Here is a 23,081-nt window from a genome sequence, read left to right on the forward strand (position 1 = left end):
CACACTTAAATTTACATATGGCTTTAATAAAATCAATTTCAGGAATAAGAGGAACAATAGGAGGGACAGTAGCAACAAATTTAACACCAATTGATACTGTAAAATTTGCAGCAGCATATGGTATGTGGCTTAAATCTCAAACAAATAAAGAAAAATTAACGGTAGTTGTAGGTAGAGATGCTCGTATATCGGGTAAAATGGTTAGTAGTTTAGTTTGTAATACACTAGTTGGATTAGGCATTAATGTAAACGATATTGGCTTATCTACCACACCAACGGTTGAAGTTGCGGTGCAAATGGATGGTGCTGATGGAGGTATAATTATCACAGCGAGTCACAATCCAAAACAATGGAATGCGCTAAAACTATTAAATGGTAAAGGTGAATTTTTAAATGGAGAGGCAGGAGAAAAAGTATTAGAAATTGCCAAAGATGATGCTTATTTGTTTTCTGAAGTAGATGATTTAGGAAACTATAGAAAGAAACAAGGATACATAAATAAACATATTAAAGAAGTTTTAGCTTTAAAATTAGTGGATGTTGAAGCTATTAAAAAAGCAAACTTTAAAGTGGTTGTTGATGCGGTAAATTCTACAGGAGGAATTGCCATACCAGCTTTGTTAGAAAGATTAGGGGTAGAATGTATAGAATTGTATTGTGAACCAAACGGACAATTTCCTCACAATCCAGAACCTTTAAAAGAACATTTAACTGATATTTCGGAATTGGTAGTTAAAGAAAAAGCCCATTTAGGGATTGTTGTGGATCCTGATGTAGATCGTTTGGCAATTGTAAGTGAAGACGGATCTATGTTTGGTGAAGAATATACATTGGTTGCTTGTGCAGATTATGTGCTTGGTAAAACTAAAGGGAATACAGTTTCTAATTTATCATCTTCAAGAGCTTTAAGGGATATTACTGAAAAACACGGTGGCAACTATCAAGCAAGTGCAGTAGGAGAGGTGAATGTGGTTGAATTAATGAAAGCTTCAGATGCTATTATTGGTGGTGAGGGAAACGGTGGGATTATTTATCCAGAATCGCATTATGGTAGAGATTCATTGGTTGGTGTTGCATTGTTTTTGTCACATTTAGCAAATCTTAAAATAAGCTGTAAAGAATTAAGAGATAGTTACCCAAGTTATTTTATGAGTAAGAATAAAATTGAATTAACACCAGAAATTGATGTAGATGCTATTTTAGAACAAATGGCTGCTAAATATTCAAATGAAGATGTAATAACTATAGATGGTGTTAAAATTAATTTTGAAAGTGAGTGGGTACATTTAAGAAAATCTAATACTGAACCAATTATTAGAATATATACAGAAAGTACATCTCAAGTAAATGCAGATGAATTGGCTGTTAGGGTTATTAATGAAATTAAAGAAATTTCAAAATAAAGTTTTATGAAACGGGCATGTCTAATTTTGGCACGTATTGGTATGGCTAATAATAAACAAAATGTGTCACCTTATTAAAATAAAATTTAAACAAATGAAAAATATATTTACAACACTTTTAGTGTTGTTATCAATTGCAGGTTATTCTCAAGAAGAAATTAATTATAATGATGCGGGCGCTAACAAAGGGAAAATGTTTGCTTATTGGGGTTGGAATAGAGGTCATTTTAGTAATTCGGATATTACATTTAAAGGAGATAATTATAATTTCACATTATCTGATGTTGCAGCAAAGGATAAGCCAAAGCCTTTTGGAATTTATTATTTTAAACCAGATGAGGTTACTATTCCTCAAACAAATTTTAGAATTGGTTATTTTTTCAAAGAAAACTATACTGTTGCTATAGGTGTAGATCATATGAAATACGTAATGACAAATAATCAAACTGTAAAATTTAATGGAGATTTACCATTAGGAAGTAAAATTTATACTTCAACAGGAAATAATATAAATTTAACAGAAGATTTCTTAACCTTTGAACATACCGATGGTTTAAACTATGTAAATGTTGAAGTGAGTAGATTTGATAATTTAGATAACTGGTTAAAATTTCCAATTAAAAATATTGATATTAACTTAACCGAAGGAGTAGGAGTTGGTTTATTGTATCCAAAAACAAATACAAAGTTGTTAGGAAAAGAACGTCATGATGATTTTCACGTTTCTGGTTATGGAGTTTCTGCGCACGTAGGATTAAACTTAACTTTTTTCAAATACTTTTTTATTCAATCTAATTTAAAGGTTGGATATATAAATATGGGTGATATTAGAACTACAAAAAGTAATAGTGACTCAGCTTCTCAGCATTTTACTTTTTTAGAAAATATGTATGTATTTGGAGCTAGATTTAATATTTCAAAATAATAATTATATAAGCTATTATTTTAATCAATAATGAAGAATCTTACTGATTGCTAAATCTAAGATTCTTCATTTTGTTATAGAATACATTCAGAATTACAGATTACACGAGTCTTTTTGAAAGATTGTTCCAAAGATTAATATAAGTTGGTTACAACGAAGTGTTTCCACATTAAAGTAAATAGATGCATAATTTTGTAAAAACTGCATTTATAATAAGTTACAATTGTCATTATATGAATAGCAGGGCAGAAGAAATTAAACTTTAGGAGCTTTATCTTTATGTTTAAAGCGCTTGTGTGTCCAAAAATAATATTCAGGTTGATTTCTTACTTGTTTTTCAACCAAATCTGAAAATATATCAGTTAGCTTATAATCATCATACGCAGTGGCATTATCAGTAATTAAACTAAAAGTAGTTTCATAATAGCCTCGTTTTACTTTTTTAGTGTTCATAAAAACAACATTCATATCAAAACGTTTGGCTAGCATTTCAGAACCAGTATGAATTGGAACATTTTTTACACCTAAAAATTCACCCCAATAATAGGTTTTTTTAAGTTGAGGTGATTGATCACTAAGCAAGCCATATATAGATTGAATATTATTTTTTTTGTTATTTTTCATTTCAGAAATAATTTTTGAAGTTTGAACTAAACTAGTACCAAATTTAATTCTAGACTTTAAAATAGTATTGTTGAAATAATGGTTATTTACTTTAGTAAAGGCTGCATATCCTTTATACTTAACAAAAGCCTCTAAACTCATAATCCATTCCCAATTAGCATAATGTGCACCAGTTAAAATAACACTCTTACCATCTTTAAACAACTCTGTAAAAAAATCTATATTGGTGAATTTATAACGTTTAAAAACTTCTTCTTTGGAAACCGTAAAAGATTTAATCATTTCAATAAAAACATCAACAAAATGATGATAAAATTTCTTACGTATTAAAATATTCTTTTCTTTTGAGTTTTCAGGAAACACAAGCTCTAAATTATGTAGAACAACTTTTTTACGATATCCTATTACATAATATAATAACAAATAAATTATGTCAGATATAAAATATAAAACACGAAATGGTAGTATTGACAAAAACCAAATTAAAGGGTAAACAAGTATGTAGACTAATAAATTCATAATATAGATTGCAAATATCGTATTTAATTTTTGAATGATTATTAAACTTTAAAATCATTATCATCATTTTTTTATACATTCGCTACAACAAAAAATAGTAATAAATGAATATTGATAAAATACTTTTAATTATAATTGTTGCAAACGTAATAGCATCTATTAAAGGATTTAGTGATCGTCTTTTTTTTGATAAATATAAATTTCAAATAGGCGCCATAAATAGGGGAGAGAAAATAAGAATGTTAACTTCAGGTTTTTTGCATGTAGATTATATGCATTTAATTTTAAATATGTACGTTCTCTTTATATTTGCACCAAACATTATTGCAAAGCTTGGAATTGTAAAGTTTTTAATAATTTATTTTGGAAGTTTAATTACAGGTAGTTTATTAACACTTTTTTTTCATAAAAAAGAATTGTACTATACAGCAGTTGGAGCATCTGGAGCAGTTGCAGGAATAATTTATGCTGCAATATTACTGGAACCAAATATGAGTTTATTTATGTTTCCATTACCATTTCCAATTCCTGGTTATATTTTTGGAATAGGGTATTTATTATATTCAATTTATGGAATGAAAAAGCAACTTGGCAATGTTGGTCACTCAGCTCATATAGGAGGTGCTATTGGTGGTTATACACTAATTTTATTAGTATATCCTCAAGTATTTACTATAAGCTTATCTACGGTTATTATTCTGGGAGTTCCAATAGTACTTTTATTACTGTTTGGAAATAAATTATAATAAAAAAAGCCAAACAAATGTTTGGCTTTTTTTTGAGCGAGAGACCGGGCTCGAACCGGCGACAGTCAGCTTGGAAGGCTGAAGCTCTACCAACTGAGCTACTCTCGCAATTGGTGCTGCAAATATACAATCCTTTTTCACTTCTGCAAGACTTTATTGATGTTTCTATTACTATTTTTAATTATTGGTTTTGTTTTTGTAATTTAAAAAGAACTTAGTAATGTTGGTTATCTATCGTATTTAGTTGGGTAATTGAAGGTTAGGCGCCCGTTTTGTTATTTTTTCGTCTGGAATTTTTTTCAAGTATGTTTACCGTAATTATTTTTGTAGTTTAAATAGTATTTATTCTTGATAAGAAATAAGTTAAAATAACTATTAAATAGAGAGTGTAGAAATAAAAAAAGCCAAACAAATGTTTGGCTTTTTTTTGAGCGAGAGACCGGGCTCGAACCGGCGACAGTCAGCTTGGAAGGCTGAAGCTCTACCAACTGAGCTACTCTCGCAATTGGTGCTGCAAATATACAATCCTTTTTTACTTCTGCAAGACTTTTTTACATAAAATTAAAAATATTTTATGTAGTGATAACCTAGCTTTTTGTAACCCTCATTTTCATAGAATTCATGTGACTTCACGTTAGAGATATAAGTGTTTAATTCAGAAGCTTCATAACCAATACTTTGTGCGTAATTATAAATCCAATTGAACAAGATTTTACCCAGTCCTTTGCTTCTATATTGTGAAGTAATTATAACATGATCTGGCTCTAAAATTTTTCCACAATAAAGTCTTGTTAAAAACCAAAGTCCCGAAATTCCAACTAATTTATCAAAATGATAGACTCCAACACACTTATAATTTTGAGATGTCATATCTAATAATCTAATTTTAAGTATATTTTTTTCAATTTTCGGATTCAATTCTTCTAAAAGAGGAAGAATAATTTCAATTTTATCAGATGGTATAATTTTAATTTCAATATTTTCCATTTAAATAGTAAATTAGCATTGCAGAGCTCAATATTATGAAAATTATTTTAGAAACGAAGCGGTTGTATTTGAGAGAATTTGAATCTTTAGATGGGGTTCATTTTTTTCATTTGAATAATAATCCTGAAGTTTTAAAGTATACAGGTGATTCTGCTTTTAAAAATATTGATGAAGCAAACAAGTTTATAAATAATTATTCAGATTATAAGTTAAATGGATATGGTAGATGGGCAGTTTGTTTAAAAGATACAAATGAATTTATAGGTTGGTGTGGTTTAAAGCTTGATAATTATGAAGTAGATTTAGGTTTTCGGTTTTTTCAAAAATATTGGGGGCTAGGGTACGCTTCCGAATCTGCAAAAGCTTGTGTAGAATATGGATTTTCTAAACTAAAGATTAAAAAAATAATTGGAAGAGCTTATATAAAGAATAAAGCTTCAATAAAAGTATTACAAAAATGTAATTTAGTATTTGAAAAAGACTTTGTATATGATGGTAAACCAGCAGTTTTATACAGTATAAAAAATGATAAGAATAGTTAAAATAGAGACTAAAGATACTTACGCTATAAGAAAGGAAGTTTTAAGAAAAAATATTCCATTACCTTTTATGTTTAATGGGGACGATGCAATTGATACATTTCATCTTGGAGCATTTAAAAAGGATAAATTAATAGCTGTATCAAGTTATATGAAAGTTGAAAACAAAAACTTTAAAGGCAATCAATATCAATTAAGAGGAATGGCTACTCTAGAAAATTTTCAGGGTTTAGGAGCTGGGAAGTTAATGCTGATAGAGGCTTTTAAAATTTTAAAAGAATTAAATATTGAATGTTTTTGGTGTAATGCTCGTTTAATTGCGGTAAAGTTTTATGAAAAACAAGGATTATCAACTTTTGGTGAGAAATTTGATGTAAAGCTTATTGGTGAACATTATGTAATGTATAAATATTTAAATGAATGATTAAAAAATTTATTTGCTTTTTGTCTGCGATTCTTGTTTTTGGAATTGCCTTTTCTCAAAAAAAATATTCTGTTAATGCTTTAACAGGACAAGGAGACATTGAATTTATTGGGAAAACTGTAAAGTTGCAAAAGGAAACGTATAATGCTTTTGAAAAAATGAAAAAAGCAGCATTAAAAGAAGGAATAAATTTAAAAATTGTTTCAGGATATAGAAGTTTTAATAGTCAGAAAAATATTTGGAATAGAAAGTATAATAGATTTATTTCACAGGGTTTTTCTCCTAAAAAATCAATAGAAAAAATAGTAGAATATTCAACATTACCTGGTACGTCTCGTCACCATTGGGGAACTGATATTGATATTATAGATGGTTCAATAAAAATTCCAAAATCAATTTTAGTTGAAAGTAATTATGAAGGAAATGGAGTTTATTCTAAATTAAAAAAATGGATGGATGATCATTCACAAAGTTTTGGGTTTTACTTGGTTTATACAAAAGATAAAATTAGAAAAGGTTTTAAATATGAACCTTGGCATTATAGTTATAAGCCGTTATCTAAGAGTATGTTATCTCAGTATAAGGAAATAAAATTAGATGATTTTTATAAAAAGACTAAACTTAACGGGAAGAAATATATTGATGCAAAATTTTTAAATATTTATACTGCAGAGAATATATCATCTATTAATCCAGCACTAGATTAATTTAATATTCTAAAAAATAGTGTTACGTTTGTAGCGTAAATATTTGAAAATCTGAAGAGAAGGAATTTCGAACACTTATTAACCCCAGTTTAACCCCAATTTACCCCCTATGAAAAGAATTATTCTTTTTTTTCTATCGGTGTGCTTTTCCTTTGCAGTCTTTTCGCAGACTAATAAAACATTTCCGGATGAAAAAACATCCAAATTACTCATTAAAAGAATTGATACTTTACAAGTTGAAATATTATTAGAAAAAGCAAAAGTATTTTTTAATAATAAAGAACTAGACTCTGCAAATATTTATTATAAAAAGGCATTAGTAGTAGCGAAAGGCACTAAATCTAAATTACATATTGCAAATTGTTTGTTTTGGATTGGTGATTTTTATCAGGGCATAGACAGCTATAAAGAGGCAATAATTTATTATATTAAAGCTATTGAGGTTTATAGTGAAATAGGAGATGTAAAAGATGTGGCAGAGGTTCAAAATAAAATTGGGTCGAATTATATTAGTTTATATGAAGAAAATAATGCCATAACATATTTTTTTAAATCTTTAAAAAATTATGAAAGTCTTAATGATATGAATGGAATTGCAGTTAATTATATTGACATAGGAAATTTATATTACGAAATTGAAAATTACGAGTTTGCTAAGAGATATTTTACTGACGCTTTGAAGATATGTGAAGAATTAGATGATAAATATGGTATTTCAACTTGCTATACAAACCTAGGTAATGTTAGTGCAGATTCTGGAGATAGATTAAATGGCGTAAAATTCTATTTAAAATCTATTGAAATTGAAAAAGAACTTAATAGAAAAGATGCTTTTGCTGCAAATTATAATAATATTGGTGATTGTTTTTTAATTATGGGTAAGCTAAATAAGGCTAAAACTTATTTTTTTAAATCATTAAAAATTATTAAAGAAATTGATGATGCAGAGTTAGAAGAAATAGTTTACTTAAACTTAGCTGATTTATTTATTAGAAATAAAAATTTTCAAAAATCCATTCATTATGCAAAAAAAGGATTGGAGTTAGCAAGAATTAAAAAGTCTTTAGATATTCAATTAGAGTTATTAGATTTTTTAGCTTTGGGTTATGAAAAACTGGGAGATAAATCTATGTCTCTTCAATTTTTAAAAGAATGTAAAAAATTAAATGATAGTATTAATACTGTAGATAAGATTAAAAAGGTTCAATTGTTTAATACATTAAATGAATTAGAAAAGTCTAATTTTAAAATAGATGAACTTTCAGAAAAAAGTGAGTTAGCAGAATTAAGGTTGGAAAATGAAAAGAAATTTAATTATTTTCTGGTTATTTCAATGGTGGGGTTTGCGGTGCTAATAATTATATTATTATTTCAGCATACTTCTATAAAAAAGGCCTATAATTTGTTAGAATTTAAAAATCATCAAATAAACAAAATGAATGATGAAATTAAAACTCAAGCAAATAATTTAGCGAAAATCAATCAAACAAAGGATAAGTTTTTTTCAATTATTGCTCATGATTTAAAAAACCCATTCAATTCTATTATGGGGTTTACAGATTTGTTAATGGAAAACATAAGAAATTATGATGAAGAAAAAAGATTGAAATTTTTAAAAATCATTAAGGGATCGGCTACTAAAGCTTCAGATTTATTAAGTAACTTATTAATTTGGGCAAATTCTCAATCTGGTAATTTAAAATTTAGTCCTGAAAAAATAGAAATTGTTAAACAAGTAGCTGATGTTATTTCGCTTTTAGAAATTCAGGCAATTAATAAGGATATTTCAATTTATAATAATGTGCATCATAATATGTTTGTTGCTGCAGATAAAAATATGCTTAGTACAATTTTAAGAAATTTAATTTCAAATTCAATTAAGTTTTCCAATCCTGGAGATAGTATTACTATTTCTACTTTTTTGGATAAAAATAGTGTGAACGTTTTAATACAAGATCAAGGTGTAGGAATGAGTGAAGAAACTATAGGTAATTTGTTTAATGTTGAAAGTAAAGACTCTAAGATAGGTACGGCAAATGAGCAAGGGTCTGGTTTAGGGCTTGTTTTATGTAAAGATTTTGTAGAAAAACATGGAGGAGAAATATCGGTAACATCTACAATAAATAAAGGGAGTTTATTTAAGTTTTCATTACCAAAATATGAAGAGTAAAGTATTATATATTTTTTAATATTAGATTATTTTGAATTAGAAAAAATACTTATACTAAGATAATACTATTCATTAGATTTAGCTTTTAGCTCATGCATCTTTTTAACCATTTCTTTTAAACGGTTCTCACGAGCAATTTTATCATCACGTAATTTGTTGGTTTTTCTAGCCATTAATTTAGAATGTTTTGCCTTGTTTTTTGTGTTTTTGGGAGACCCTTTTTTAGCCATAAAGAAATTTTAATTTTAAAACTATAAAAATACTAAAAATAAAAGAATATGAATTTTATTTATTACGTTAAGTTATTGAGTAAAGTATTCTAATTAAGAAAGAGTTAAAATGTTTTTTGAATAAGGTTTACAAAACTTAATTTTATTTACAGATCAATATTTTCAATGCTTTTTTTATAATTTAAAAAATTAGTTATTTAAATATAAAATTAGAAAATTGTATGATGAGATTTTTAGATAAAAAGGCGATTTATTGCTTTTTAGGATAATATTAATTTAGTTGATTGGAACAGTAAAATAAAATGAAGAGCCTATATTTTCAGTAGATTCAATCCAAATCTCTCCTCCAAACATTTTTACATAAGATTTTGAAATAGATAAACCTAAACCAGAACCTTGATGTACCTGCCCACAGGGTAAATCTACTTGAATAAATCTATCAAAAATTGAGGATTGTAGAACTTTAGGAATTCCAATTCCGGTATCAGATACATTAAAAATTAAATAACCGTCTATTAATTTTACCCCAAGTTCAATACTACCAGTATTTGTGAATTTTATAGCATTTTTAATTAGATTACTTAATATGGCAAACAATTTATCTCTATCTATATTAATTATTATTTTATTTATCTCTTTTGGTTTTATTAATTTTAGTTGCAAGTTTTTATTGGATGCTTCTGGCAAAAAGAATGAATGTAAAATTTCTAATTCTTCATTAATATTAGTGTCAACATAATTTAATTGTACTTGTCCGGTTTCAAGTTTAGAAATATCCATTAAATCATTTAATGTATTTAACATACGTTCACCGCTTTTTACAATAATATCTATAAAAGATCGTTGTTTTTCTTCAGATAAATTTGGGTTTTTTAACAAATTTGAAAAACCTAGAATACCATTCATAGGTGTTCTAATTTCATGACTCATATTGTGTAAGAAAGCGGTTTTTAATTTATCGGATTCTGTTGCTTTTTCTAACGCTAAAATTAAATCTTGTTCTATTTTTTTATTTTGAATAGAAAGTCCAATTTGATCTGATATAAAAACTAATAAATTTTTATCATCCTCAGTGAAAACAACATTTTTATTATAGCTCTGTACAACAATAACTCCAGTAATTAGTTCTCCAATTTTTATTGGAACACCTAACCATTGTTTTGGTAAAGTACCTGAGATTTTTAATTTTTTATCATTTTCTAAAGCTTTTAGCTCATCACCAGAAACTAACAAAGGTTTTTTACTTTTTACTATATATTCTGTTATTGAATTTTCTACAAGAATTGTGTTAAAACCATCCTGTTCATCTTGAAAAAATGGAAGTTGTATATGTTTTTCATCAGCATCAAATAAAGCAATATAAAAATTTGTAGTATCTATAATGCTATTTAGTTCATTTTTAATAAATTTAATTAGTTGTTGTATATTTTTTGTAGAATTTACAGCATTAGATATTTGATATAATACATTTTGAATTTTTTGATTTTTAAGTCTTTTAGAAATATCACGTTGAATAGATATAAACCCAATTAGTGTATCATTAGCATTAATAATTGGTTCAAATGAACTTTCAATTTGAATTAAAGATCCATCTTTACATTTATTTATATGATTATATCCAGAAACACCTTTTTTATTTAAAAGTGCAGTCCATATTTTATTAAAGTCAAAATTATTAGGACCATCAAACTTTAAAATACGAGGAGTAACTTTGTCTATAATTTCTTCAGGTGAATAACCATACAGTTCAGTAAATTTAGGATTTATAAAAGTTATAATTCCATTTATATCAGTCATAAAAGTTGCATCATTTGAATTTTTAAAAATCATATTCATTTTTAAAAGATCTTCTGAAGTTTCTTTGTTGATTCTTATTTCTTTTTTTAATTCGGCTGTACGCTCATCAACTAATTTTTCTAAATTTTCATGGTATTTATTTAATTCTTTTTCAGACCTATAACGTTGTAGCGTGTTTTTTACGGTCATTGGAAGCATTTTTAAATAAAAGCCATCAATATCTTTAATTAAATAATCGTAGGCACCCATTTTTAAGGCATTTACGGCAATCTCCTCGCTTCCTGTTCCTGTTGTAACAATTATTGGAATATCTATTTTTAATTCAAGAATTTCAAAAGCATTCCCATCACCTAAAAAATAATCGGAAATTATGGCATCAAAGTTTGTAGTTTTAATAGCATTTTTTGCATCTTTTATTGAATGCACTAATTCATATGTATAATTAAACTCAGATTTTTCTGCAAATCGTTTAATGGCCATTTGATCTACTTCGTCGTCTTCAATAAATAAAAGATGCTCCATATAAAAAATTAATTTCTATTAGCTAATTCACTCAATGTCCAATACAAGTCTATTGTTTTAATTACTTCAACAAACTGTAAATAATCAACAGGTTTAATCATATAACCTGCAACGCCTAATTTATAACTTTCAATTTTATCTTGTTCGGCTTTAGAGGTTGTTAAAACTATAACGGGAATTAATTTTAACCAATCTATTTTTTCACGTTCTTGTAAAAATTCTAAGCCATTCATTTTTGGCATATTTAAATCAAGTAAGATAATACCAGGAGTTTTATTACTAGCATTATTAAGGAAATCTAAACCTTCTAATCCGTTTTCACATACAGTTAAAGGGTTTAATATTTTTAGCTCTTTAAAGGCTCTTTTAATTGTTAATACATCAATCTTATCATCTTCAAGTAATAATATTGATAGTTTAGAGTTTTTCATAGAGTTACAATTTATAAATTATTTATTAATTGGTAAAGTAAAAAAGAAAATTGTTCCCTTGTCTATTTCAGATTCAATCCAAATTTTACCTCCATAAATTTGTAAAATTCTTTTAACTAAAGTAAGGCCTACACCAGTTCCTTCTTGATTATCACGAGATTCTAATCTTTGAAATATTTGAAATATTCGGTCAAAATATTTTTCTTCAATTCCTGGTCCATTATCTGAAACATAAAATTGCCAATTTTTATTTACTTGCTTGCATCCAATATTTATTATTCCTTTTGGCTTGTTGTTAAATTTAATGGCATTATTAATTAGGTTTTGAAATAATTGACCAAAACGTGTAGGATCTCCTAAAATTTGTGGTAATGTGTTTTCTAAAGTAATGGTGATATTATTTGGAGGGTTAAGATCTGTAATTACATCATTTACAATAGTATCTAAATTAATTGCTATTTCTTTTTCACGTGCTTTACCGGCTCTAGAATATTGAAGTACGCCTTCAATTAAATCGTCCATTCGTTTTACTCTGCTAACTAACATTTTTAAATATTCTTTTCCTTCAGCATCTATTTTATCTGAATAGTCTTCGGAAACCCAATAGCTTAATTGACTAATGGCACGAAGAGGAGCTTTTAAATCATGTGAAACAATTTGAGCAAAATCTCGTAATTCACCATTTGAAAATTCTAATTGTGCTGTTCTTTCTTTTATTTTTTCTTCAAGATCTTCAGTATATTTTAAAATTTCACTTTTTAAGTTATTTTGTTGAATAAGAATAGCAAGTTGGTTTCCAATTTCTCTAATTATTTGAACATTACTGTCTGTAAATATTTTCATTGATTTTGAAAAAACAGCAAGTGTTCCAACCATAATATTTTCTGAAATAAGAGGGAATATCATAAAAGATTTTAGTCCAAAATCTACGGCTTTTTTCACTAAATCCGATTCAATATTGTGTTTACTTAAATCTTCAATAATTTGAGTTTTACCTTTAAATAAAATGTTGAAATCTAAAAAATTAAAATTAGACGCTGGTATAATATGTAGAGGAAGTTTAAAATCAGGAATAATTGTATTTACACTAATAAATTTAAAAGCATCAATATCTTTAGAATATTCAGTTATTGAAATATGGCTAAACGGTATAATTTTTTTTAATTCATTTAAAACATTATCAGCAATCTGATTAATGTTGGTTACATTTAAAATGGCCGAATCTATATCATGTAATATTTTAAGTCTGTTATTATATTCAATTAATTTTTCTTTAGCAATTTGTTTTTCGGTAATATTTTGAAAAAAGATGGATATTCCATTTTTAGAAGGAATAAGTCTATTTTCTACCCAAATATTTAAAGTTTTAGAATAAGCTTCAAAAACTATTGGTTTTTGAGTTTCTAATGCTTTATGAATATTTTTATGAATAGGTTGGTTAATTGCTTCAGGAAAAACGTCCCACATATTTTTATTTAGAAGATTATTTGAGTTTTTCCCTAATAAATTAGACGCTTTTTTGTTTACAAAAATATAATTGCTATTATAATCTAAAGAAACAAAACCATCATTCATGTTTTCTAAGGTGTTTAATAACATGTCTTTAGTTTTGTTAAGATCATTTTCTGTCTTTTTCTTTTCTGTAATATCTAGCCCAATTCCAATTTGTGTTCCATTTTTTAATTTAATATTTGTCCATTCAACATTCTTTATTTTACCAGATGTGCTTGATACAGGAAATTCTTTCCACTCATTAGGTGCTTTATCCATAAAGTCTATAGCTTGTTCTCTAATTATTTTGTCTGGATAAAACAGTTTCATGAAATCTATTTGAGAAGCTTCTTTTGCAGTAATTTCTAGTTTTTTTTCAAATTCCTTATTTAAAAAAAGTAGATTAATTTCTGGATTATAAAGTGTTATTAAAATCGGAATATTATCAATAATAGCTTTTAACTGCGTTTTTTCATTAAGTAATTCTGTTTCAAGTTCTTTGCGTTCGGTAATATCTTTTACCAATGCTAGTAGGTTACCATTGGGCATTGGAGTAACACTTACTTCAGCGGAAAAGATAGAGTTGTCTTTTCGTTTAAATTGCCAAACTCTAAAATAAGAATTATCGGAGTTTATAATATCAAGCGCTGGTTCTATATGTTCAATTTCTGTTGGAATTATAATATTAGAAGCATTTAAACCAATTAATTCTTTGTGGGTTAAGCCTAACATTTTACATATGGCAGTATTTGCATCAATATAATTACCATCTGCATTTGCAATTAATATTCCTTCAGGAGCATACTCAAACAGTGTTCTATATTTTGCTTCATTTTCTATCAGAATTTCTTCAGTTTTTTTACGCTGTGTAATATCTTCACCAGAACTTAATATTGTTTTAATATTTCCTTGGTCATCTAAAATTAAAACATTGGTCCAAGCAATTAATCTTTTATTCCCATCTTTGGTAAGTATTTCATTTTCATAGTGCTTTAATTCTTCAATATTACCTTTTTTTATTTTTTTTAAAACTTCTTTAATATTATTTGAGTTAAGTTTAGGAATAAAGTTATCGAACCAATTTTTCCCAACTATTTCATCTTCGTTATAACCTAGTATTTCACATCCTTTAGGATTTATCATTTGTATAATCCCTTCAGTATTAATACTAAGTAGCATTACTCCAGCTACATTTAAATAATTTTGAGCTTTATTTTTTTCCTCCTTTAATTTGTCTTGAATTATTTTAGAATCAGTAATATCACGAACATTTACAATAAAACCGGTAATTTTTTTATTTTCATTATAAAATGGAGTATATCTTGCATCCATATATTTATCTTCAGAAGCAGGAAATTTAACCCATTTTTTAGATTTTACATATTCCCCATTAAGGCAGCGATCAGCTTCTGGTTTAATAATATGTTCAAAAAAATCTTTCCCAAATACATTTAATGCATTAAAACCGATAATTTTATTTTTGGTTAAATTAAAAGCTTTAGCATAGGCATCATTTACAGTTAAGTAGTTGAAATTCTCGTCTAAAAAGGCTATCATATCTAAAGATGATTCAACAATTAAAGCATATCTTTTTATGTCTAATTCTTTTTGTAAACGAATTGTAATATCCCTAGCCTGAGCAAAATATAACATTTCATTTTTCCAAGAAAATACTCCAAAATTAATTTCAACGGGGAATGAAGAGCCATTTTTATTTTTATGATTACCATAAAAAATAGAGGGTGCGTTTTGCTTGGTTTTTGCCCATTCTAATTGCGCCTTATTTAAATTAAAATTTGTTTCAATATCGGCAACATTCATTGTTAATAGTTCTTGTCTTGTATATCCCAAGCTTTTACAAGCACGTTCATTTACATCAACAAAATTTCCATTATAATTATGTACAAAATAAGCGTCAGAAGCTTGTTCTACAAGTGTTTTAAATCGTCTTTCATTTTCTTTTAATTCTTTTGATTTAGAAATATTTTCTTCATAAATATGTTCATATTTTTGTCTAAATGTTAGCGTGTGAAAAATATCTTTAAAAGCATTAACATGATTGTTAATTAATAGACTTTCTTTTTTTTCATTATATTTTAAATAAAGCGTAAAGATTATAGTATAAATAATTGCTGCTATATTTTTGGAAACTAATCCCGCAATTAAGATTCTTTGAGCTTTTCCAGTACCATAAAAAGCAAGAAAAGCAAAAGCTATGGAATCTAAACTTAATATTGTTATTGTAGTAATTAGAATTCTTAAAAAAAGGAATTTTGTATATTTTGAAACAAATTCATAAATAAAAATAATTAGAAAGGCGTCTATAAATAAAAGTAAGGCACCAGAAACTGAAATTCTAAAATTTTGAGTAAAAAGATCTCTAGGTAAATTATAAATGTTTAAAATTCGGTCTTCATTAAACCCTAAACTAATAGTTCCTTGTAAAATTATTAATGCAATATTTGCTGAAATAATTGCATAAATTAATTTTCGAGCTTCTTGTGTATCTTCTTTAATATATACCATTAAAATAGCAAATAAACTACCTGTGAATAATATGGATGATCCTGATGATACATAAATTCCTTCAATAATTTCAAAATACAATGTATTGGCCAAAAATACTTGCATATATTGAAAAACCCCTAATACTGTAAGTAATAAACTCAAGCCAAAAACTGTACGTAATCTAAATAAGGATAGTAATAAAAAAGCGACAATTACAGATTGAAATATTAAAAAAAGAATCTGATCAAAATATATATTTGGCATAAATTTGGGGTATTCTTAGAATTATTATTTAATATAAGATAAAATTAGTAATTATTTGGCTAAAATTATCATAGTTATTTAACTCTTAATAAATGTAAATAATACAATCATAGGTAATAAGAGTATATTTATTGGTAGTAAAGAACAAAAAATAGCTACACTTAATTTGTTTAAATTAAATGGTTTTTTATGATCTTTAGATTAAATTAAGAATCTTATTATACTTTTATTGTATTAATTTTATAGCGATGAAATATCTAATAGCCGAAGACGAATTTGATTTACAACAATCAATTGTAACATATTTGCAGCGAGATGGAAATGTATGTGAAGTTGCTTCAAATTTTGAAGAAGCATTTGAAAAAGTTAGCATCTATGATTATGACATCATTGTTCTTGATATAAACCTTTCAACCGGCAGCGGACTAGATATTCTTAAAACTATTAAAAAAGAAAGAAAACGAGCGGGAGTAATTATAATTTCTGCAAACAACTCTTTAAATGATAAACTAGAGGGGTTAGATTTAGGAGCGGACGATTATATTACAAAACCTTTTCATTTGGCTGAACTTAATTCAAGAATTAATGCAGTGTTAAGAAGAGGTAAGTATGGAGGTGAAGAGGTTATTGAGTTTAATGAAATTAAAATAAACACAAAAGCAAGAGAGGTTTATATAAATGATAAGTTAATAGCACTTACTCGAAAAGAGTATGATTTGCTTGTTTTTTTTATTTCAAATAAAGGCAGGGTATTATCTAAAGAAATTATAGCAGAACACCTTTGGGGAGATAATAGCGATTTATTGGATAATTTTGATTTTATTTATGTGCATATTAACAATTTACGAAAAAAATTGACTGCCGAAGGTTCTAAATATATTAAAACAACTTATGGTAGTGGTTATAAATTTATTGAAGAATAATACATGGCTAACAAAATAAAACTTATAAAAAAAATGTCTAAAATCTTTCTTGTAACAGGGTTGGTTTTGGCAATTTTAAGTGTTGTTTTACTTTATTTTTATACTAAAAATTTACTTCAAGATGAAGTTGAAGAAGAGTTGTTTTCAACAGAAGCAAGAATAGTAAGTGCATTAGAAAATGGAGAAATTGAGTATTCATTGCAGCCAGTAACAGAGGTGAAAAGAGTATCTGTACTGAAATCTCTTATCTTAAAAGATACCATAATCTATGATCCCAGTCAAGATGAAATGGAACTTTTCAGGGAGCTATCTACATTTAAAAATATTAATAAAATAAATTATAAAATTACAGTTAGAACACTTGTTGTAGAATCTGAAAACATACTTATAGCTGTGGTTGTAGCTTATTTAGTGGTTTTTTCATTGGCTTTTTTATTTTTATATTATTTAAATACATCACGAAATTTAAAATTATGGAATCCTTTTTTTCAGAATTTAGAGCAAATGAAATCTTTTTCATTATTATCAAATAAACCTTTAAACTTGGTTGAAAGTGATATTTTAGAATTTTCTGAATTAAAAAATGAAATAGTAACCTTAACAGAAAAGGTAAAAGCAGATTACGAAACATTAAAACAATTTACAGAAAATGTTTCGCACGAAATACAAACTCCATTAGCAGTTATACAAGCCAAAATAGATAATATTATTAATGGTAGTTCTATAAGTGAAGTTCAGTTTAAGCAAATAACTTCAATACAAAAAGATATACAACGTTTAAAATCATTGAATAAACGGATTACTTTGTTATCTAAAATAGATAACAATCAATTTGTAAAACTGGAGCAAATAAATTTAAATTCATTCATTAGCAATAGTGTAGAAAATTTTAAAGAGTTACATAACTCTAATATTTCGTTTGATTTTAATAACGATTTAATTGTTTCTATGGATTCTTATTTGGTTGAAATTCTTTGTAATAATTTAATTTCAAATGCAATTAAATACAGTACTAATAAAGATTGTATTTTAATTAAAATTAAAAATCAGACACTTACCATTTCTAATTTTGGGGAGGAGCCTTTGCATAACCCAGAAAAATTATTTCTTCGTTTTTATAAGGAAACAAACAACAAACAATCTACGGGACTAGGACTTGCAATAGTGAAAAAAATTTGTGATTTGTATGGTTATAAACTTACTTATTATTACAAAGAGCATAAGCATTTCTTTTCTGTAAAATTTAAGTAGTAAAATTATTAAAACTTAAGATTAACTTAAGATTTTAAAGGTATTTTAGTCGAAAATTTAATTCAAATGCTAAAAAAGATACTTTTAATAATAACGGTTATATTATTTTCTACAACCGTATTTTCTCAAAAAAGTGTAGCCATTTCTGGAACTGTAATAGAAAAAAACACTCAAAATTCAATCCCGTTTGCAAGTGTGGTTCTTAAAACAAAATTAGAAAATGTTTTTGTAACAGGTACAGCAACTAATGAAAACGGACTTTTTATTTTAGAAAACACAAAACCGGGAAACTATATTTTAGAAATATCTAGTGTGGGTTTTATTACCCACAAACAGCCACTTTTTGTAGGTAGTTTGTCTAATTTTTTGGGTATAAAAACCATTGAACTTAATGATGATGTAGCGAGTTTAAAAGAGGTGGTTATAAATACAAAGCAAGAAGAAGTAAGTGTAAAAATGGATAAAAAAACGTATTCATTAAGAGATAATATCAATCAAAGTGGAGGTTCAGTTTTACAAGCCATGCAAAATTTACCAAGTGTAACGGTACAAGATGGTAAAGTTAAATTACGAGGTAATGATAAAGTAGTTGTACTTATAGATGGTAAACAAACAGCACTTACGGGTTTTGGGAATCAATCTGGTTTAGATAATATTCCGTCTTCTGCAATTGATAGAATTGAAGTAATTAATAATCCATCTTCTAAATATGATGCCAACGGAAATGGTGGTATTATTAATATAATTTACAAAAAGAATAAAACGCAAGGTTTTAATGGGAAGGTTGGTTTTACAGGAGGTTTGGGTGCTTTATGGGAACGAAAAGAAAACCTACCAACTATAAGACCTCAATACACGGCAACACCAAAATTAAATCCATCGTTGTCTTTAAATTATAGAAAAGATAAAATAAATGTCTTTTTTCAAGGAGATTATTTATACACCGAAACCTTAAATAAAAATGAGTTTGTAACTAGAACTTATAATGACGGAACTGTTATAAAACAACAATCTAAACGAAATAGAGATACAAAATTTACAACACTAAAATCTGGAATAGATTGGAATTTAGACGAGAAAAACACTATTAATATTTCAGGATTGTATGGTACTGAAGTTATTATAGATAATGGAGATCAACCTTTTTTTAATGAAGATTTAAGTGAACGTTTACGTCTTTGGAAATTTTTGGAAGACGAAGTAAAAATAACAGCGATGGCAACGGCTAGTTATTTGCATAAATTTAAAGAAGCTGGACATAATATTACTTTTGGCTTTAATTATACATTTCATAGAGAAGATGAAAAGTACTTTTTTGATAATATTTTACCTAACGAGCCAGTTAGCGAAAACTCATTTAAATTACTTTCAGATGAACAGGTTTATGATTTTAATATTGATTATGTGAAACCATTAACCTACGGAAAACTTGAAACAGGTGTAAAACTTAGAAAAAGAAATATTCCTATTAATATGCAATTCTTTCCGGGAACAAACACACCGTTAGATATAGATGCAGGTGGTGAAGCAGAATATAAAGAAATTATACCAGCAATTTATGGGAATTATATTTTTGAAAATGAAAAATATGAAGCTGAAATTGGTTTACGTGTAGAATATGTGAATTTAGATTATTATGTAAATCCTGACCACAACACATACAAAAGCGGAGGTTATGATTATTTTGAACCTTTTCCAAATGTTAGATTAGCCAAAAAGATTGATGAAAATAATAAAATTTCTATTTTTTATAACAGACGTGTTGATAGACCAAACGAAGTTGATATTCGTATCTTTCCAAAATATGATGATGCAGAAATTATTAAGGTTGGGAACCCAAATTTACGTCCGCAATTTACTAATTTATTAGAGCTAGGTTACAAAAATAGTTGGGATTCGGGGAGTTTATATTCCGCTATTTATCACCGTTTTGCAGATGGTACTATTACAAGGATTTCTAGTACGGTTGGTAACGATCCTTTAATTTATGCTATTTTTCAAAATGCGGGTAAAAGTTATAACAGTGGTGTTGAGATGGTTTATGAGCAAGAAGTATCAGATATCTATTCCTTCAACTTAAATGTCAATGCTTATAGGAATAAAATAGATGCTTTTTCTGTAGTGAATTTATATCCTAGTGAAAATACTTTTTCAGCAGATGAACAAAAAATAACTTCAGGAACTATAAAATTAAATAATACATTTCATTTTATTAAAAAGTTTGATGCGCAACTTACTGCAAGTTATTTAGCGCCAGATATTATTCCGCAAGGTAAGCGGGAATCTATGTTTTCTTTAGATTTAGGTCTTAAAAAGTTAATTCAAAAAGGTAAAGGAGAATTGTTTTTTAACGCTACAGACTTATTAAATACTATGGTTGTTAAAAAAACAATTGAAGGAGAAACGTTTAATTATACAAGTAATAATTATAATGAAACACAAGTAATTCGATTAGGTTATACTTATAAGTTTTAAACATGAAAATCACTATTTTGAGATTGGATTATTAATGAAAATAAAATAAAGAATGGATAATTTTATTCATTTTTTATTTTCTAATAAGATGTTGAGAATACTTTAAAATTTCTTTAGAATTGAATACTAATTTTGTAAGGTTCAATAATTGAATTTAATATTTGATGATCATAAAATTATTTCCTTCTCGTTTTAAATTGTTAAAGATTTTTATAATCTTATTTTTACTTATATCGTTTTTAGTAAGATTGAGTTTCTTGTTTTGGAACTTTTCAGAAATAGATAAAGGGGTATTTAAATTAGGTAATACTTTTTTTATAGGTTTCCTTTTTGATATTGCAACTATTTCCTTTTTTACCGTACCGTATCTTATATATCTTTTAATAATTCCTAAAAAATTATATGGTACTTTATTAGACAAGGTGCTTACTTATTTTGGGTTTTCCCTTGGAGTGCTCATTTTATTCTTTTCTTTTTTTGGTGAAGTTACTTTTTGGGATGAATTTGAAAGGCGTTATAATTTTATTGCGGTAGATTATCTAATATATACCTATGAAGTTGTAAAAAATATAAATGAGTCGTACCCTTTGCCATTACTTATTTCTGCAATGTTAGCTCTAGTATTAGCTAGTATTTTTATTTCCTATAGATTAGGTTATTTTCGCAAAACATTTACAAGCGAAACAGGTTTTATGGCTAAAGCTATTGCTTCAATTCCTTGGTTTGCAATGGTAATTATTTGTAGTTTATTTATTACCAATAAACAAGCTGATTGGTCTGGAAATAGATATAATAATGAACTTTCAAAAGCAGGAATTTACTCATTCTTTGCTGCATTTAGAAATAATGAATTACCGTATAAAGATTATTATAAAACCATACCCAAAGAGCAAGCTTATAAAACGGTTAAGTTTAGTTATGAAAATACGGAAAATACATTTTTAAAACCTAGTGAAGATAAGATTTATAGAAGCGTTATAAATTCAGATAGTATAAAAAAACAATTAAAACCAAATGTTGTTTTTATTTGTATAGAAAGTTTAAGTGCTAAATATTTAACAACATTTGGAAGTAAGGCTAATATAACTTCCAATCTTGATGCATTAGAGAAAGAGAGTTTGTTTTTTACTAATTTGTTTGCAACAGGTACACGAACCGTTCGTGGTATGGAAGCTATTACTTTATCAATTCCACCAACACCAGGACGAAGTATTGTTAAGAGAAAAGATAATCAAGGTTTATTTACAATTGGTGAAGTGTTTAAACAACAGGGGTATAGCCGTAATTTCTTTTATGGTGGTGACGGTTATTTTGATAATATGAACTCTTATTTTGGAGGTAATGGTTTTGATATTATTGATAGAGGTCGTGGATTTTTATTAGATGCTAGTATTAAAACAAGCCGAACAAATATTGAAGATAATGAAGTAACCTTTGAAAATGCTTGGGGTGTTTGTGATACAGATATTTATAATAAAGTTTTAAAAGAGGCGGATAAAGCTCACGAAACTGGAAAACCGTTTTTTGATTTTGTAATGACAACATCTAACCATAAACCATATACATATCCAGAAGGTAGTATTGATATTCCATCAGGAAGTGGTAGAAATGGAGCAGTAAAATATACAGATTTTGCAATTGGTGAATTTATAGCAAAAGCAAAGAAAAAACCCTGGTTTAAAAATACTGTATTTGTTATTATGAGCGACCATTGTGCTAGTAGTGCTGGACGTTGGGAACTTGATATACAAAACTATCATATTCCAGCATTAATTTATAACTTACCAAATATTAAGCCAATGAGAGTGAATAAATTATGTTCACAAATAGATATTTATCCAACGTTATTTGCATTATTAAGCTGGGATTATAATTCTAACCTTTTTGGTTTAAATATTATGGATTTAAAGCCAAAAGAAGAACGAGCTTTTATAGGTAATTATAGAAAATTAGGTTACTTAAAAGATAATAAAGTTATGGTGCTTGATGAACAATCTAATGCTAATTTTTATGATTGGAATCCAATAGATAATAGCTTAAAGACAAGAGAAATTGACAATAGATTTTTAAATAAAAGTATTTCGTTTTACCAAGTAGCTGATGATTTGTATAGAAATAACGGATTAAAAATTAAGAACAAATAGT

Annotated in this window: 17 protein-coding genes and 2 tRNA genes; 11 read left to right on the forward strand and 8 right to left on the reverse strand. The window is 27.0% G+C overall.

The genetic code is table 11. From position 1 onward, the window contains the following. The first annotated feature begins 17 nt into the window (after window positions 1-17). Together glmM and DAD81_RS12905 are read left to right on the forward strand one after the other, a co-directional pair. Window positions 18-1,403 (forward strand): phosphoglucosamine mutase, encoded by a 1,386-nt coding sequence (gene glmM / locus DAD81_RS12900; protein WP_111708683.1) that lies wholly within the window; start codon window positions 18-20, stop codon window positions 1,401-1,403. A gap of 94 nt (window positions 1,404-1,497) precedes the next feature. Beyond that, window positions 1,498-2,328, forward strand: coding sequence for a hypothetical protein (locus tag DAD81_RS12905; RefSeq protein ID WP_111708746.1), 831 nt, complete (start codon window positions 1,498-1,500; stop codon window positions 2,326-2,328). A gap of 255 nt (window positions 2,329-2,583) precedes the next feature. Here the strand turns inward: DAD81_RS12905 and DAD81_RS12910 are convergent, their stop codons facing one another. Continuing rightward, on the reverse strand, window positions 2,584-3,471 hold the full coding sequence (locus DAD81_RS12910) for a lysophospholipid acyltransferase family protein (protein WP_111708684.1): 888 nt from the start codon (window positions 3,469-3,471) through the stop codon (window positions 2,584-2,586). A 104-nt stretch (window positions 3,472-3,575) separates the two neighbouring features. Here DAD81_RS12910 and DAD81_RS12915 point away from each other — a divergent pair, with 104 nt between their 5' ends. After that, window positions 3,576-4,217, forward strand: a complete 642-nt coding sequence (locus tag DAD81_RS12915) for a rhomboid family intramembrane serine protease (protein ID WP_111708685.1) — start codon at window positions 3,576-3,578, stop codon at window positions 4,215-4,217. Between the two features lie 35 nt (window positions 4,218-4,252). Here DAD81_RS12915 and DAD81_RS12920 read toward each other — a convergent pair. The 3 genes from DAD81_RS12920 to DAD81_RS12930 all read right to left on the reverse strand — a co-directional run bounded on the left by DAD81_RS12920 (window position 4,253) and on the right by DAD81_RS12930 (window position 5,204). After that, window positions 4,253-4,325: transfer RNA gene (locus tag DAD81_RS12920), tRNA-Gly, on the reverse strand. A gap of 322 nt (window positions 4,326-4,647) precedes the next feature. Beyond that, window positions 4,648-4,720, reverse strand: a tRNA-Gly gene (locus tag DAD81_RS12925). 58 nt (window positions 4,721-4,778) lie between these two features. Then, window positions 4,779-5,204 (reverse strand): GNAT family N-acetyltransferase, encoded by a 426-nt coding sequence (locus tag DAD81_RS12930; protein ID WP_111708686.1) that lies wholly within the window; start codon window positions 5,202-5,204, stop codon window positions 4,779-4,781. A 35-nt stretch (window positions 5,205-5,239) separates the two neighbouring features. Here DAD81_RS12930 and DAD81_RS12935 point away from each other — a divergent pair, with 35 nt between their 5' ends. The 4 genes from DAD81_RS12935 to DAD81_RS12950 all read left to right on the forward strand — a co-directional run bounded on the left by DAD81_RS12935 (window position 5,240) and on the right by DAD81_RS12950 (window position 9,044). After that, complete coding sequence (locus DAD81_RS12935; protein ID WP_111708687.1) at window positions 5,240-5,746, forward strand: GNAT family N-acetyltransferase; 507 nt, start codon at window positions 5,240-5,242, stop codon at window positions 5,744-5,746. Continuing rightward, window positions 5,730-6,167, forward strand: a complete 438-nt coding sequence (locus DAD81_RS12940) for a GNAT family N-acetyltransferase (RefSeq protein ID WP_111708688.1) — start codon at window positions 5,730-5,732, stop codon at window positions 6,165-6,167. Before DAD81_RS12935 ends, DAD81_RS12940 begins: the two co-directional genes overlap by 17 nt. Next, window positions 6,164-6,874, forward strand: a complete 711-nt coding sequence (locus DAD81_RS12945; RefSeq protein WP_111708689.1) for a M15 family metallopeptidase — start codon at window positions 6,164-6,166, stop codon at window positions 6,872-6,874. The genes DAD81_RS12940 and DAD81_RS12945 overlap by 4 nt, the downstream gene beginning before the upstream one ends. Window positions 6,875-6,983: 109 nt before the next feature. Next, entirely contained in the window at window positions 6,984-9,044 is a 2,061-nt protein-coding gene (locus DAD81_RS12950; RefSeq protein WP_111708690.1) for a tetratricopeptide repeat-containing sensor histidine kinase, read from the forward strand. A gap of 65 nt (window positions 9,045-9,109) precedes the next feature. On the opposite strand, the gene DAD81_RS20830 is transcribed toward DAD81_RS12950, so the two are convergent. From DAD81_RS20830 to DAD81_RS12965, 4 genes are all read right to left on the reverse strand, one after another. Continuing rightward, the gene (locus DAD81_RS20830) at window positions 9,110-9,274 is read right to left on the reverse strand and encodes a hypothetical protein (RefSeq protein ID WP_179950056.1); all 165 of its coding nucleotides are present in this window, start codon (window positions 9,272-9,274) and stop codon (window positions 9,110-9,112) included. Between the two features lie 276 nt (window positions 9,275-9,550). Beyond that, complete coding sequence (locus DAD81_RS12955) at window positions 9,551-11,593, reverse strand: hybrid sensor histidine kinase/response regulator (RefSeq protein WP_111708691.1); 2,043 nt, start codon at window positions 11,591-11,593, stop codon at window positions 9,551-9,553. Between the two features lie 8 nt (window positions 11,594-11,601). Further along, entirely contained in the window at window positions 11,602-12,024 is a 423-nt protein-coding gene (locus tag DAD81_RS12960) for a response regulator (protein ID WP_111708692.1), read from the reverse strand. An 18-nt stretch (window positions 12,025-12,042) separates the two neighbouring features. Then, window positions 12,043-16,287 carry a PAS domain S-box protein gene (locus DAD81_RS12965; RefSeq protein WP_111708693.1) on the reverse strand — a complete coding sequence of 1,415 codons (4,245 nt, stop codon included), beginning with the start codon at window positions 16,285-16,287 and terminating at the stop codon, window positions 12,043-12,045. Window positions 16,288-16,535: 248 nt separating this feature from the next. On the opposite strand from DAD81_RS12965, the gene DAD81_RS12970 reads away from it, so the two are divergent. From DAD81_RS12970 to DAD81_RS12985, 4 genes are all read left to right on the forward strand, one after another. Further along, entirely contained in the window at window positions 16,536-17,210 is a 675-nt protein-coding gene (locus DAD81_RS12970; RefSeq protein WP_111708694.1) for a response regulator transcription factor, read from the forward strand. Between the two features lie 3 nt (window positions 17,211-17,213). Further along, on the forward strand, window positions 17,214-18,461 hold the full coding sequence (locus DAD81_RS12975; RefSeq protein ID WP_111708695.1) for a sensor histidine kinase: 1,248 nt from the start codon (window positions 17,214-17,216) through the stop codon (window positions 18,459-18,461). A 66-nt stretch (window positions 18,462-18,527) separates the two neighbouring features. Further along, window positions 18,528-20,936, forward strand: coding sequence for an outer membrane beta-barrel family protein (locus tag DAD81_RS12980; RefSeq protein WP_111708696.1), 2,409 nt, complete (start codon window positions 18,528-18,530; stop codon window positions 20,934-20,936). Between the two features lie 257 nt (window positions 20,937-21,193). After that, window positions 21,194-23,080 (forward strand): LTA synthase family protein, encoded by a 1,887-nt coding sequence (locus DAD81_RS12985; RefSeq protein ID WP_317047325.1) that lies wholly within the window; start codon window positions 21,194-21,196, stop codon window positions 23,078-23,080. The last annotated feature ends 1 nt before the right edge of the window (window position 23,081 follow it).

Source organism: Lutibacter citreus, from assembly GCF_003260195.1.
Taxonomy (GTDB): domain Bacteria; phylum Bacteroidota; class Bacteroidia; order Flavobacteriales; family Flavobacteriaceae; genus Lutibacter; species Lutibacter citreus.